This window comes from Vibrio sp. NC2 (assembly GCF_025195005.1).
GTDB classification, from domain to species: Bacteria; Pseudomonadota; Gammaproteobacteria; order Enterobacterales; family Vibrionaceae; genus Vibrio; species Vibrio splendidus.
Genome location: NZ_JANVFC010000006.1, coordinates 65,543 through 80,709 on the forward strand (window position 1 = coordinate 65,543; position 15,167 = coordinate 80,709).

Sequence of the window (15,167 nt, forward strand, 5' to 3'; positions counted from 1 at the left end):
AAAGCGCAGCATCAAGAATAGACTTGATACTGCTCAAGGTTACGCATGGTTTCTTGGACGAGTAATCTACCTACGGTTTTATAACATTGCGGGTTCAACCACGCTGTCTTTAATTGCTTCGAGCAACTGCTCCCCCTTTGAGCTCAAAGCAAATTCTGCAAACAGAGCTCTTAGTGTGTCACACAGAAGATCAACCTGAGCTTGACTGTAGTTTTCAGTAAGGTAGCTCATCATTACACGTAGCACCTGCTCATCATTGACGGTTTCTTCTAACACTTCGAACTGAAGTCCTAAACCAGATTCGCTTCGATCTGAATCAACCTGCTGGAAGTTGATTTTGTCACCATTAGACAATTCGAAAGCACCACTAAATTTACTTTTGGCGTGAAGTTGAATAAAAACTTCGAACATGTGCCCATCCACATCGGGATCCCCCCCAACCAAACCTTCTTCAATAAGGTCGATAGGAATATCGCCATATGGCATAGAATCATTAATCGTATGTTTCACTTGGGCTACCAGTTCAGCCACCGTACGGACGCGTTCAAAATTCACTAAATGCGCCACTACGGTGGTGAAGTAACCTATCGTGTCATAATACTCAACGTCTTGTCGGCCCGAAGCCGAGGTTCCTACTATGAGCTTATTGGGTGCACCAACAACATTGAGTGCCGCTGCAATAGATGCATAAACAACATTGAATAGCGATGCGCTTTGCTGCTTAGCAAGTGCATATAACCCATCCCTTACGTTATCTTCAATTTCAACGATAACCCAACCACCTTTAGCCCCTTGAGGATCAGCCTTCTCTGATAAAGGGTGACTCTTAGGGAATATAGGGGTAGACCACGGCACATCTTTTAGATTATCCAACCAATAATCGAGGTGCTTCTGATGTGTTCCAGAACCTCTCTGCATACGAGCATACTCGTGCATTGGAAGAGCTTCATGTCTCCATTCCGGTGATTGACCTTGAACGCGCAGTTTATAAGCTAAATTAAGCTCATCCATCATCAAATTCACTGACCATTCATCTTGAACAATATGGTGGAACAAGAAGGACAAGAACTGCTGCCCCGTATCCTTGCAACGGATGAATCTTACTCGAAGAGGGAACTCCTTCTCTAAATCAAAGGGATGGATTGCCTCCTGTTTAAGAAACTCATCCCTATCTTCGATTTCACATTCATCTGAAGTCCAAAACCATTTGTAATTGCCGATGTTACTGACATCAACCACTTGTTGGCATGGATTACCATTATGTTCATAAAAATGGCTTCTTAGAGTGGCATGACGAACTAGAATATCGCGGCAAGCTTCCCCAAAAGCCACTTCATCCAATTCATCGAAAAAGCGTAAAACAAACGGCAAGTTAAAAATCGTATTGAGTCCAAATTTGGCGTATTTTGGAATCGCCTTCCACAGAGAATTCTGAGCGAGTGACAATGGAGCAAGCGTAGAACCAACATCGGTAATAGATGCCGAAGACTCAAGAAACTCGGTACTTTTCGGCACAGCTTGTTCGGCAAGCGATTGAGCCGTCGGGTTGCCAAAAAGATCATTAATGCTGATTTCAATACCATGGTGAGTCAGTAATCGACCAATAACTCGAGTTGCAATCAATGAGTGCCCTCCGAAGTCAAAGAAATCGTCCGTTGCTGTCATCGTATCCGAAGCTAAAGCCTCTTTAAACTCAGCCAAAATGAGTTCGGCAGTAGAATTTATCTCAGAAACGGGACTTGATGCTTCAACTGATGCCGGCATAACCGTGGGATTTATTGGCTTAGCGCGCTTAGCCAGTTCAGTCGCAGTTCGGTAGGTGAATAAGTCTTCAATGCTCACTTCAATCCCATGGTCCTTCAACAAGCGACCAATGACTCGAGTACCAATAAGCGAATGACCACCAAAATCAAAGAAGTCATCGTCTTTGTTCATGCTTTCTATAGAAAGTGCATCTCTAAATTCAGCGAGTATTGCCTTTTCAAAAATTGAAACTGGCTCGGCACTTTCATTCACCAACGGTGCTGCTTTTACATCCTGCTTTGCCAATGCAGGTTTAGTGACTTTTTGGCCATCAATGTAGGCAACAAATTGCTCAAATAGAAACGCACCTAAGTGAGGAGAAACCGTTGCCCCCGTAACTAACTCAAATGACAGGGCACCTTGTCGGTTAAAGCCAACCGCAAGAGAGATTTCAAACTTCGGATGAAGCGGTGCGGTCGGTAATTTCACAGCCTCTACATCGTCAAGTGACAAATAGTCAGACGGATCTACAAGCCAAGTCACTAAAGCTGCTGATTGAGAAAACTCTGTTGACTCGATGGTCTGAGACTGAGCAGCGGTTAGCCTCATAGTAAGGTCGCCAACAGCTTGGCCTAAGTCTGAAATTGGCTGCCCTAAACAGAGATAAGTCAAACCAGTCTCAATCATCGCGCCATTAATTTCTCGATTTTTCTGACTGATATCAACCGGCATGAACACATCAAGACTATCGAGATCATTAGACTCGGTGATGTAACGAGCGAACAGCACCGCAGTAGCTGAGAGGATTTCTACTTCGTTCATCGTCCTACCAAGGCGGTTCTCGAAGATCTCTCTTTGAATAGAAGTCGTAAACTTACGTGGTACTGATGCTTGTAAATACGAACAAACATTTTCACTAACACCGGTTTGTACTAAGTCAATATCCCGTGTAGAACGCTTAATCCAAGGCAAACAAGATGTCGAAAGAGCTTCAAACTTTTGAATAGGCGTGAAGCCGCCCATATTTTTGGGCTGCTTTTTCTGACCTACGGTGCAAAGGCCATGATTATATAAAGCACTCACAACTTCGAATATTTCTTTCCAGCACACTTCACCACTCAGGATTTGGTGAGAAACAACACCCAACACCACATCTTGCTCTGCGCAAATGTAAACGGTAAATTGGATTCCTGACTGAGATTCCAGCGCTATAGGGATTGATTGATTAGCTTGCAGGTGAGAAATTGCGTCTTGAACCGAATCAACAGCTTCAATATGAATCGATTGAGAAAACGCATTATCTTGAAATTTAACTAAACCTGCATTCTCATCAAATTGATAACAAACATTAAGAGATGGCACGAATTGAGAAAGTTTACTCAACGAAGAAACCAATCGACCAATGTTGACTTCCCCGGTTAGACGGTACGCAGCTGAGTATTGAGCAGAATCATCATGCTGCTGATGGTGCATCCAAACTCGTTCTTCAAAATCTGTCACTGCGTTGCCAAATCCACTCTTTTCCTTCGAGTGATGCGAGTTAAATATCATGTTCCTTTCTCCTGTCTGAAAGAATTCAGAACTGTCCTTTTTGAAGCTAAAGCTGCCTTTAAAGTACAAGTATTCTGGGGGAGGCTCTAAGCTCTACGCTTATTAAAATCAGTGGCTTACTTTATTCCCAATAAAACTTAATGTAAAGCATTCTCATTTACATTAGTTGAGGTATGTGTACCTATGCTTAAAACTGGCGAGATCGGGTCAATAGCCAAATTAAATATATGCCACCAACAATACCCGTCATCCTGCCTATGGGCACGCTTACTTGAAAAGGCAACCATTGAATTAAAACGTCCGCAGTTAAGACCAACAACGCGCCCATAAGAGCTGAGGAGAACAAGGATAATGCTCGCGACTTTCTCAATCGACCAACTAATTGAGGAGCAGCAAGGGCAATAAAGGCAATAGGCCCAGCAGCTCCTGTCGCGAATGCGGCTAAGACCACAGCAAAGAAAATCATAGAAAGACGGACTCGCTCTACTCGGATACCCAGCTGAGTTGCGATGTCATCCCCCATCTCTATCATGGCAAGCGCACGCTTTAGTATCATCATAAAAGGGAGGAGGAGAAATACCCCTATAAGTACAGGATAAACATGTGTCCATGTCCTAGCATGCAGTGATCCTGCAAGCCATAGATTAGCCAAAATGGCATTGTCCAAATTACCCTTAACTAGCATCAGGCTGTTCAGCGCACTCAAAATGGACCCGATCCCAATACCAGTGAGTATTAAGCGATACCCTCCAACCACTCCTGCTTTTACCGCGAGCAAGTAAACGATAACGGCCGTGATTACTCCGCCGACTATCGCCGCGATTGCAACTTCTATTGCCCCTTGCTCAAACAAAACTATTTGAGCAATTGCACCGGTCGCAGCCCCCGTAGTGAAGCCAATGACATCTGGAGAACCAAGAGCATTTCTTGATACCGATTGAAATACCGCACCAGAAATGCCTAACGCAGCCCCAACAAAGACCGCAGTAAGAACCTTAGGTAGTCTTATGTTAAGAATTATTCGATCTTTTACGCCCCCCTCTCCAACCCCAAGAATGATATCGGCCACTTGAGGCAACGAGATATTAAACTTACCCAATGTCATGGAATAAGTTGCAATAGCGCAAACTGATATCAACAAAATCAAAGCGACAAGTATATGAGACGGTTGATAACAGAAAGAAAACTGACCGAAGCGTACAACACTTCCCGAGCCAGAATTTTGAAGAGTGTAAGGCTCAATCATCATAGGGGAGATATCTTCCAACGTTTCACTAAGAATACAAAGAATGGCCCGCCGATTAGAGCAATCATAATGCCTACACTGATCTCATTGGGATACCCGACGATCCGGCCTAGCACATCGGCGACAACCGCCAGAATGGATGCAATCAGTAAAGAGAAAGGCATCAACCATTTATGATCCGGCCCCGCCGCCATCCTTGCAATATGAGGGGCAGTAAGACCAACAAAGCTGATAGGACCAGCAGCCGCAGTAGAAGTCCCCGCTAAAACCACAATAGCAATAGAAGCAAAACACCATATTTTGATCGGGTTAACACCTAAGGCGTGACCAATATCGTCCCCTAACGAGACAGTATCTAAGGCTTTACTTAATGAAAATGCGATTACTAATCCAATGGCTATTAACATGGAAGCCGGGATCAAGACATCGTAACCTCGCCCTTGAAATGACCCCACAGCCCAATGTCTATATTGTTCAAACACCATTTCATTGCTGTTTATTGTGATCATATGAGTCAGTGCAAGCAACACAACCGACAAAGCTGTTCCCGCCAATACAACTCTTACAGGGTTAACCCCTTTATTTACCCCAGCAAGGGCAAACACACCCGCTCCGGAAACAGTCGCCCCAAGTAAACCAAACCACATCACATAGGCCATATCATGGATGCCCAGAAAGGCTATCGCTGAGACTATAGCAACTGTCGCCCCCGCATTGACACCGAGTATCCCAGGGTCTGCTAATGGGTTACGAGTTAAGCCTTGCATGATAACGCCTGCAACACCAAGCGCACCGCCAACAACTAAAGCTAACAAGGTGCGTGGAATTCGAAGATGGACAACCAATAGATGATCACTGTTGGTTGGATCAAAAGAAAAAATCGCATCCAAAGTCACTACCGGCGATATGTAATGCGTGCCGATAAATAGGCTAAAACACGAGGTAAAAAATAACAACACGAATCCCGCCATCAACCATCGTCGTCGTTGTCCATTTCTTATCTGTTCAAATGCTTCTGCAGGACCAGTAATACTTGTCATCACGGACATCCTTTACCCATTTTCCATTGGCATTAGCCTGCATTTGTATCTCGTTCAAAAAGCTGAACAATGTCATTAACGATTTCAGTGGCACTATACATATCGATACGAAATGAATTCTCACCTAGGCCAAAGACTTGTTTATTCTGGACGGACGGAAGGTTGATCAAGATTGGGTCATGCATGAATCGATTAGCGCTGTCATCACTCGCTTCTAGCAAAAATGTCGTATCAGCTTTAAGTTGAGTCAGCAGTTCAAAGTGGACGCGCATAAAGTCTGATAAAGGCACGGTGTTGTCATGCCATTGACGATTTTGCACTTCCATTTTGAAACCGAGGTCAGTAAGCAAGTCCGCATGAACGCCGTCCTCTAATGCGATAGCATTGGTTGCTCCAGGTCCAAAATACGCCACAATATTGGTTTCGCCTTCTGGTATCTGTAGTTTGTTTTTACTCTGGTTAACGAACAACTCAAACTGGCTAATTTTTTGTTGGGCTTGCTCTTCTAACCCTGTCGCCTGTCCAAGCCTCAAAGCCAAGTCTTGCCATGATTGTGCGGTGTAATCCAAAATAATGGTTGGTGCTATTTGCTTAAATTCAGCTATTTGATCTCTCGCCGAATCACCACCGCGCCATGCTACAACAATCAAATCAGGTTCATAGATATAGGCAGACTCTAAATCAACGCTGCCGGCAGGCCATGCCTTTTTCACGCTTCTCTGTTCAGCAATATCTGCCCATTGACTAAAAAACTTCCCTTCATAAGTGAGTGCTGTTGCGGCTAAAGGAGCATCAATCGCCAGTAGCGTCCCACTAATCGTCACCGAGGTAGAAAGGATTCGAGTTGGTTTAGATGGGATCACTGTCTGTGAGCCATCCGCATTAACGAAAGTCTTGGGATAAGTATTTTGAGATGTCATTTCGGTTTCTGCGAAAACAGAAGCCGAAGCTGAAATCAAAAAAATAACAATGATTTTAAAAATTATATTGATTCTCATTTACTATTTACACTTCATTTAGTCTGCGTTTAGTGAATTAAATGGTCTTGCTACTGGGAGTTTGAGTCTGAATAACTTTTCTGAATTAAGCCATTAAGCCATTAAGCCATTAAGCCATTAAGCCATTAAGCCATTAAGCATATGCTAACTATATTCATATAGAACAATCAAGATAAATCCGGTTTTCGCTAGCGGATACATTAACATAATTTCGCTTTAAGTAATTGATAAGTATGTAACTTAAACAACCCAACTAACGTACATCGCACCGTTAAATCGACATGTAGTAACCTTTGCATTTCGTGACCAACAAAAATTAACTTAGCGGGCTAACACGACAAAACACCCTCCAATTAAATAAAATAGCCGAACTTTATTCGCTCGGCTTTCTCTGTGAGGGTTATTAAAGTGATTATAAAATCTCGTCGGCAACCTCTTTTGCGTTCCGACATTTAATCAACTTGCGTGTAAACACCTTACGCTCAAACGTTTTACTCAGTTTCTCTGCAACACCTTTTAGGTGAGATGGCTTTAAACCCAGCGACAGAAACGCACTCTCCTCGCTAAAACCTTCTAATTGTTTTCCCGTCACTTGCTCATAAGCTTCGATAATCGACCCAAATTCTGATGTCGTTAACGTCGTTTTAGCGTTGTTCTGAGTAACAGAAGCTGAAGCGAGTTGTAGAGAGCTCACCGTCTGAGTCATTGAGAGAACCAACTCTTCTCGCGCTTGAATCCGGTCAAACTTTCCATTTCGAGAGAGAGGCAGTTTCTCTAATTCAAGTAACTGAGAAGGTACATGGGAGTTTGGTAAGCATTGCTGTGCAAAATCACGTATAGCAGCAGCATTAGCGACTTGGCCATCCGCCACTTTATAGATTGCACCTAACGCTACGTCTCCATTACGTTCCGTATAGTCGACAATCAAAACTTGCTCAATCAGTGAGCAACGATTTAACTCTTTCTCAATATCGGGTAACGACACACGGACGCCCCTAACCTTCACATAGCCATTAACCCGACCAGCAAAAATAATGGTGCCATCTTCACGATAATAGCCTAGATCGCCGGTTCTAAACGCTCTGACCTCACTACCTAGATCATCAATTATCGTCACAAAATCAGTTTGTGTAAGCTCTCCATCAGCTAAATACCCTGACGCAAGGTTTACTCCTACTGTCATGATCCGACCTGCTACTCCTTGTGGAACATGTTTACCTAATCCATCCATAATAAAGTACTGATTTGCAGGGAAAGGCCTGCCATAAGGAATAACCGATTTGTCTTCGTCAGTGACAAAGTGCCAGATACTCCATATCGTGGTTTCGGTAGGACCACCAATTGAGACAAGGCGAATATCTTGCTCCAGCGCTCTAAGTTCATCAATCGTTTTAGGTTTAACGTAATCCCCCCCTTGGCAAACTAAGCGTAGAGATTTGAGTTTTTCACCCTGCATACAAGACAACAACATTTCCATCAATGCCGGAACTGACTGCCAAATAGTAATACGGTGCTTCTCAACCAATTGATTCCAACGAATCGCGTCTTTTTCTTCACCAGCCTCTGGTAATACAATGGTTGCCCCGCAAGTAAACGAAGCATAGATATCAAACACAGAGAGATCATGATGGAACGGCGTTACGCACATCAACACATCTTCAGACGTTATTTGCCAAGCTTTACACGTTTCCCCGATAACATTGGAAGTTGCTCTGCTGTTCACTACAACGCATTTAGGTTTACCTGTTGTTCCTGATGTATACAGATAATAAGCACCATGCTCACTTTGACTAAGCACTTCTAAGTCCGTATTGGAGAGTGATGGATAAGCCTGCTCAACAGGTTGCAATAGTGCTTGATAGAGCACTGAATTTTTACGCTGTGACGCTTGGTTAGTTACCACTAAATTGGCATTACAATTACTCAGTAGGTAATCCAAACGCTCTTCTGGTGATGAAGCATCGATAGGCACCCATATAATCCCTGATAATGAACAGGCAATCGTCACCACTAAATGTTCAGGGCTCTTTGGCAAACAGATGGCCAACACATCACCTTGCTTCAAACCAAGATGAGCAATATGCTGCATCACTTTATGGACGTCCTCCCCAAATGCCTTGTAGCTGATATGCCGTTCACCACAAATGACCGCGATATCATCACTCGCATTTTCCGCAAGATTACGCGCTATCTTGGATAAGAACTTGGAGCATTCAAACTCTTTTACATCACAGTTCAATTTATAGTGTTCAAGGTTGAGTACCTTATGTGAAGGGATGTCAAAATCATGGGTCTCACATACGGTCTCAATGTGACGCTCTATCGATTCAAGAATGGAGACAACCACTCGTTTATCTAATGCGTCAACCGCATAGTCAAAACTCAATACTAGATTTCGCCTTTCATCAAAATTAAGGCGGATATCTAACGCGACTTGAGGGGTTTGGGTGATACCATCAAAGAAGACGAGTTCATCGTCATCGGATAATGCATCCCAAGTTAGACCATTCGTCACTACAACAGGTAAAGCCAATGAACTGGTTCGCGAAGTCATTAACTGACGATTGATATCAACACCAGAAAAGTCGAGATGATCAAGCGCCTCAAACATATCATTTTGCATACCCTGAGCTCGCTCTAGCAAGCTGCCTTCATTCTTTCGGTACTCCAAAATCACGAACGTCGAACCATTACCAAGAGGTTGATCGCTTTGTGGGATCGCTACCGGAAAACCAACTCTCATCTCTTGTTCTGTCGTCCAATACGACATCCCTTCAAGAACAAGAGCAGAGAGTGCTGAGTTCAAAAACAAGCTGTTGGCTGCACTCGCCACCGTTAACTGAGTTAATGCAGTTTTGTCTATAACAATGCTTTCTCGCTGGTAACGCGAAGCCTTTATATGATCCAATCGCTGTTTCCATGGAAGCGAAGGTGGCGCGCACTCTGGGTCAAGCTTACTTTGCCAAAACGATATATCTGCCTCCCTTTTAGCAATGTCATGTTCACTATCAAAGTGATTGGTCTCAGCGCTGTAAGCACAGAGCTCATGCAACTGCCCGCTATTCTTTTTCAATAATTCAGAAAGAATCAGGGAGTGTGTTCTACCATCAACAATTAATGCATCAAAACTGGTAAAGACAATGGTCTGATAACCGATATCAGAGTCAGGCAATTGAATAACAGAAACACGCCATGGCGACTTCGACAGGTCGTGCATCGTGTGATTACTCACTTGACGAATTTTACCAACTCTCTCTAGCGCTTTCTCAATCGACAAGTGTTGAAAGTCGTGGGAGTCAAAATTCAAAGTCAACTTAGACGACACCTGCTGAACAAGCTTGTTCTCATCGATGTGCATCCGTAACGCATCGTACTTTTTCACCAATGATTCGAGACGAGACTCAACTAAACTCGATTCTATTTTCCCTCGGTATTCCCGGAATTCATGCATCGCAGTGCCACCCATAGGGATATGAGTAGAGCGACCGAGTAAGTAAGATTTTTGTAGCTCTGTTAAAGGCTTTGGACAAGAGGTAACTAAGGGTAACGAAGGACATGCATAACCTAACTGAGCGAGCGTACTTTCCAAAGAGTTATGTATGCTATTAGGTTCGTCAGCTAAAGATTGAACAATCGCAATAAACTTGTTAAACAAAGTATCGACAAAGCCTTTAGGGAACACGTCCATTCGCACATCCCAATTGACAAAAATACCTTCGTACGCAGGCGCGATTTGTGCATCTAATGTAACCTGAGCACCTTGAGAGATTACCCAGTTCATTTTTCCGAAGACTTTTGTGACTGCCTCAGAGAATAAATCATCGCCTTCAACATCCATTCCCGATGTAAATACGATAGGCGATGCTTGCACGGTTCCATAATAACGCGATAAATCTCGCATCACCGTTACACCAGAATAGCTTTCATGGTTGAGTAATTGGTTCAGTTGATTGGCAGTACGACGACAATGATTAAGCGTTGATTCTTGAGCTTTCAAGCTAGCGCTGTAGATCAGCAAGTTCGAGAAATCGCCTATCGTTGCCTCTGCATCGTTCGTATAGAAACCGCGGTGGAAAGTCGGCACATTCAATCGAAAATCTGGGCTGTTACAAGAGCTACCGACTGCTTGAGAGAAAAGTGTTAGAAAAAGTTGGGTTAAGGTTAAGTGGTGTTTCTTGGCTAACTCTTCGATCGAAGACCGTTGCTCTTGAGTCAACTGATGTGTGAACCGCTGACTGTGCCCATGCTGACGATCAATAGCCCCATTAACATACGGAAACTCTGGTGCTCCAGCGATGTCTGGTAATCGTTGTTGCCACCATGTCTTATCAGACTGTCGTTTAGCTACGAGGTAATTGTCCGCCGCTTGTTTATCTAAATATTCAAAGAACGAATTCTTCTCTTGTGTCTCGTTGCCTTGATGTTCATCGCTATAGAGCTTAGCCAACTCTTCAACTAAGATTCGGAAGCTCTGTGCATCCACAGCAATCATGTCTACGTCTATATGCAAACGGCACTGCACTTTAGAATGACGTGTAATACCGATCTGCGCGGCCTGCCCATTGTCTAAATCCAGTTTCTGGTCAGTAATAGCGGTGCGCTTCTCTATTAAAAAGTTACGGGTAGCCGATGGTGAAAGGTGTTCAATATCATCAATGATAAGTTGATGAACAGAAGATAAAGGAGCGATGGCTTGTTGACCACCAGAAGTGACTTTCATCCGTAACATAGGATGATTGATGTACAACTTCCTCACCGCACTTGCCAATTTTTCTGAATCGATATGTTCACCATCAAATTCAGCATAAATATGGGCCGCTACACCTCCCATCGATTGGCCTGTTTGCCTCCCGACATAATAAGCAGCCTGTACAGTCGTCAATTCTCTCATCTTCATTTCCACACTCATTCATCCATTTAATGTGCCACGAGGCTTATTAAACTAATGTAATACACCAGCTTAAGAATAAACTCAAATATTAATGATAAGCATTATCATTTTTATTTAACACTGGACAATATGAGTTGATGTACTGATTGTATTCGGCATGATCTCACAACATCATCCAACAATAAGCTTGACAACACCTAGCTCCTATTTCAATAATCCCAAAAAAATAAATGATAATAATTATCATTTATTAAGAGTTAAATGTTTTCCAAATCATACCTGGACCGCACATTTGATGAAGCCATAACATCAAGGAACACTTGTTTTAGGAGGAAGGATGCAAGAGTTAGAGAAGCAACTTAATTCAACCACGATAGAGCCACTGCCGAGTGTGATTGATGTAACGAGTGAAGTCACTCTAGACGAAAAAAGTGAACGATTTATCCGTGATAAAAGATTCGAAATCACAGAAATTTTAAATGGGAAAGATAACCGTCTGCTCGTTATCATTGGACCTTGCTCCATCCACGACCCAGAGGCTGCTTTAGAGTATGCTCGTAAGTTGGCCGATCTACAGAACAAATATCGTGACCAGCTCTTGATCGTCATGCGAACCTATTTTGAAAAACCACGAACCCGCGTCGGTTGGAAAGGACTGATTGTCGATCCCGATTTAGACAATAGCCATAAGATGAGCAAGGGGCTATTTGTCGCAAGAAAGTTCTTAAAAGATGTTGTTGATCTAAAGCTTGCAACGGCAACCGAGTTTTTAGACACCACCGTGTACCCATATGTATCTGATTTAATTTGTTGGGGCGCTATTGGAGCAAGAACCACTGAGTCTCAAACACACAGACAAATGGCTTCAGGTATCCCGTGCCCTATTGGGTTTAAGAATGGAACGGATGGTAATGTAACGATCGCGATTGACGCAATTCACGCCGCGAAATCTCCTCACCTAGTTTATGTCTCTGGTTTTGGTAATACACCCGTGTCTGCAATGACACATGGCAACCCTAACGGACATATCATTTTACGTGGCGGAAAACAGCCAAACTATACTAACGTACACGTCTGTGATGTAACAAAACAATTAGAATTAAACGGCCTTAACCCCCGAATTATAATTGATTGTAGTCATGGAAACAGTCTGAAAACTGCCAAAAATCAACTCAATGTAGCCCGAAACATTGCAGAGCAAATCATTTCAGGAGAGCAGTACATCGCCGGCGTTATGTCTGAAAGCTTCTTAGTCGGAGGGGCGCAAAATATTGATGCGGCGCCACTAACCAGAGGCCAATCCATCACTGATGAATGTCTAAACTGGGAAGATACCGTTGCAATTCTCAATGTCTTTGCAAATGCAATGGTAGAGGCAACTCATAAGAAATTATCGACAGTCGCTTAACCTAAAATTTTATATGGCGCATGCGCGCCATATAACTCTATGATGTCTAATTATCGAGCGTTGCACCACCATCAATACGCAAGTCATGCATAGTGATATGATTAGCTGCATTAGACATCAGAAACAATATCGACTGAGCAATATCTTTGGGTTCAGCAATCTTGTTAAGCGGAATGCCTAGACGAAACTGCGTTGCATCACCGGCAATGACTTGCTCCTCACCATAACTCTCATTCCAAAGTTGCAATTGCATTTCTGTACGTGTAGACCCTGGGCTGACAATATTGCAACGAATCCCCAAAGGCGCGAGTTCAATACCAATGGATTTTACAAACATGTGTAACGCCGACTTAGATGCTGCATAAGCCCCCATATTTGCTCTAGGAGTATTAGCGGCATTCGAACCGACAACAACCATATTCCCCTTCCCCCGAGCTTTCATACACTTAGATACCGCCTGCATTGTGGCTAGAGCACCAAACGAATTGACCATAAATGTGTTTTCTATCTGCTCGAATGACATATCACACAGCGCACCTAAATGAAGAATACCAGCACAACTCACTAAGTGATCAAACTCACCGTACTCTTCTACCCAATGATAAATACTCTGTTTTACTAACTCAGGTTTTGACAGATCCAACGGTTCAACCCAGAGCTGATCTGGATACTTTCTCGCTAGAGATTCAGATTTAGTCGCGAGGAGTTGGCTATCAATATCCGTAGCGAGCACCTTAGCTCCCGAGCCCAACAAACTCTCTAACGTGCTAAAACCAATACCTTTTGCCGCACCCGTTAATAACACTAATTGTCCTTCAAGAAATCTTTCCATATACCTAAACAACCGAATAATAAACAATCAAAATTGCGACTTTTGTATACATTTACATAAAACAAAAATCGAAGAATGTGAGCAGCCTTCAATAACAACGAATTACATTAAATAGAAATCATTATCATTAGCATTTAAATAAATGTAAATGTAATCTTACTGACCAAAATAAGCAACCCGATGAAGTGCATGACAAATGAGTTCCTTTAAGAACATCAATGTAAGTAATTGCACATCGTCATAACGATCTATACATAAAGAGGGACCTGTTATGAAACGTGAAGTCATTGGCTATTCAAAAATGGAAAGTGATCTGCTAGATAGAGAGCTATTGTCATCTCCATTTTTCTTCGCTTCTCCCAGTAATACGATGATGGGTAAAGGTATTGAAAATGAGTTCCACCAGCCTATTGCATTTTCAGAGCTAGCCGAGAAGGCTAACGAAATGCTCCAGGCGGCTAAAAAATCAGAAGCCGATAATCCAGTGCTATTCGGTGTCGTCCCATTTAACGAAGAAAACCCGACTAAATTTATTATCCCAGAGCAGTTATTCATCTCTAGTAGTACAAGATCCTTACACTCAAATCCGCTTTCCTCTGCCGATGCGCACGTCATCTCTTCCCCAAGCGGTAATCATTATAAGCAAGGAGTATCCGACCTTCTTGACATGTTTGCCAACACAGAGCTTTCAAAGGTGGTTCTTTCTCGGGCTATTGAAGTAGAAACAGACGCTGATATTCAGCAGCAAACTTTGCTTCGCAATCTGTTATCAATCAACTCGAAAGGCTATACGTTCGCAGCGAATATCAATAACAACCAAAAGCTAATGGGGGCGAGTCCAGAACTCCTTGTTGCAAAAAAAGGCAGTTATCTCACCTCTAACCCACTCGCAGGATCGCGCCCGCGTTCTGAACTGGACGAACAGAATCAAAGCTCAACAAATTCATTGCTCAATACTAACAAAGATCTGCATGAACATGGCCTGGTTGTAGAAGAAGTTGAGCGTGTGATGAGCAAGTATTGCCACAACCTGTACACACCTATGATTCCATCAGTCATAGAAACAAAAACCATGCTTCATCTCTCCACGGTACTAGAGGGTCAAGTCAATAACCCTCACACTAATGTGTTGGAAGTCGCTGCTGAATTGCACCCTACCCCTGCAGTTTGCGGTTATCCGCGACAGAAAGCGTATGAAGCCATCCGAAAATTGGAGCAATTCGACCGAGGGTATTTTACTGGTATGGTTGGTTGGTGTGATTCAAGAGGTAATGGGGAGTGGGTGGTGACGATCCGTTGTGCTGAGGTACAAAAACGACAAATGAAAGTTTTTGCTGGAGCAGGTATTGTTGATGAATCACATCCACAAAGTGAACTGGATGAAACAGGTGCCAAAATGAACACCATCTTAACGGCAGCAGGTATCCAACTTAAAGATATGTTGACGGCATAGGTAGA

8 protein-coding genes are annotated in these 15,167 nt (G+C 43.1%); 2 read left to right on the forward strand and 6 right to left on the reverse strand.

Annotated elements, in window-relative coordinates; all coding sequences use genetic code 11:
- Positions 1–78: 78 nt before the first annotated feature.
- From NX845_RS10455 to NX845_RS10475, 5 genes are all read right to left on the reverse strand, one after another.
- Entirely contained in the window at positions 79–3,294 is a 3,216-nt protein-coding gene (locus NX845_RS10455; RefSeq protein WP_065681569.1) for a condensation domain-containing protein, read from the reverse strand.
- 187 nt (positions 3,295–3,481) lie between these two features.
- On the reverse strand, positions 3,482–4,543 hold the full coding sequence (locus NX845_RS10460; RefSeq protein WP_065681570.1) for an iron chelate uptake ABC transporter family permease subunit: 1,062 nt from the start codon (positions 4,541–4,543) through the stop codon (positions 3,482–3,484).
- Positions 4,540–5,580 carry an iron ABC transporter permease gene (locus NX845_RS10465; RefSeq protein ID WP_017094432.1) on the reverse strand — a complete coding sequence of 347 codons (1,041 nt, stop codon included), beginning with the start codon at positions 5,578–5,580 and terminating at the stop codon, positions 4,540–4,542. Before NX845_RS10465 ends, NX845_RS10460 begins: the two co-directional genes overlap by 4 nt.
- 32 nt (positions 5,581–5,612) lie before the next feature.
- Positions 5,613–6,578 carry a Fe2+-enterobactin ABC transporter substrate-binding protein gene (gene fepB / locus NX845_RS10470; protein ID WP_017094431.1) on the reverse strand — a complete coding sequence of 322 codons (966 nt, stop codon included), beginning with the start codon at positions 6,576–6,578 and terminating at the stop codon, positions 5,613–5,615.
- 412 nt (positions 6,579–6,990) lie between these two features.
- Entirely contained in the window at positions 6,991–11,469 is a 4,479-nt protein-coding gene (locus NX845_RS10475) for an amino acid adenylation domain-containing protein (protein WP_241819412.1), read from the reverse strand.
- 337 nt (positions 11,470–11,806) lie between these two features.
- Here NX845_RS10475 and NX845_RS10480 point away from each other — a divergent pair, with 337 nt between their 5' ends.
- Positions 11,807–12,877, forward strand: coding sequence for a 3-deoxy-7-phosphoheptulonate synthase (locus NX845_RS10480; RefSeq protein ID WP_065681571.1), 1,071 nt, complete (start codon positions 11,807–11,809; stop codon positions 12,875–12,877).
- 46 nt (positions 12,878–12,923) lie between these two features.
- Here NX845_RS10480 and NX845_RS10485 read toward each other — a convergent pair whose 3' ends face one another.
- Entirely contained in the window at positions 12,924–13,709 is a 786-nt protein-coding gene (locus NX845_RS10485; RefSeq protein ID WP_065681572.1) for a 2,3-dihydro-2,3-dihydroxybenzoate dehydrogenase, read from the reverse strand.
- A gap of 271 nt (positions 13,710–13,980) precedes the next feature.
- Here NX845_RS10485 and NX845_RS10490 point away from each other — a divergent pair, with 271 nt between their 5' ends.
- Positions 13,981–15,162, forward strand: coding sequence for an isochorismate synthase (locus tag NX845_RS10490; RefSeq protein ID WP_065681573.1), 1,182 nt, complete (start codon positions 13,981–13,983; stop codon positions 15,160–15,162).
- Positions 15,163–15,167 lie beyond the last annotated feature (5 nt).

What these genes read in the sequence shown, in the direction of transcription:
- NX845_RS10455 (WP_065681569.1), bottom strand. Translation starts at nt 3,294, where the DNA reads ATGATATTTAACTCGCATCACTCGAAGGAAAAGAGTGGATTTGGCAAC.
- NX845_RS10460 (WP_065681570.1), bottom strand. Translation starts at nt 4,543, where the DNA reads ATGATGATTGAGCCTTACACTCTTCAAAATTCTGGCTCGGGAAGTGTT.
- NX845_RS10465 (WP_017094432.1), bottom strand. Translation starts at nt 5,580, where the DNA reads ATGACAAGTATTACTGGTCCTGCAGAAGCATTTGAACAGATAAGAAAT.
- fepB (WP_017094431.1), bottom strand. Translation starts at nt 6,578, where the DNA reads ATGAGAATCAATATAATTTTTAAAATCATTGTTATTTTTTTGATTTCA.
- NX845_RS10475 (WP_241819412.1), bottom strand. Translation starts at nt 11,469, where the DNA reads ATGAGAGAATTGACGACTGTACAGGCTGCTTATTATGTCGGGAGGCAA.
- NX845_RS10480 (WP_065681571.1), top strand. Translation starts at nt 11,807, where the DNA reads ATGCAAGAGTTAGAGAAGCAACTTAATTCAACCACGATAGAGCCACTG.
- NX845_RS10485 (WP_065681572.1), bottom strand. Translation starts at nt 13,709, where the DNA reads ATGGAAAGATTTCTTGAAGGACAATTAGTGTTATTAACGGGTGCGGCA.
- NX845_RS10490 (WP_065681573.1), top strand. Translation starts at nt 13,981, where the DNA reads ATGAAACGTGAAGTCATTGGCTATTCAAAAATGGAAAGTGATCTGCTA.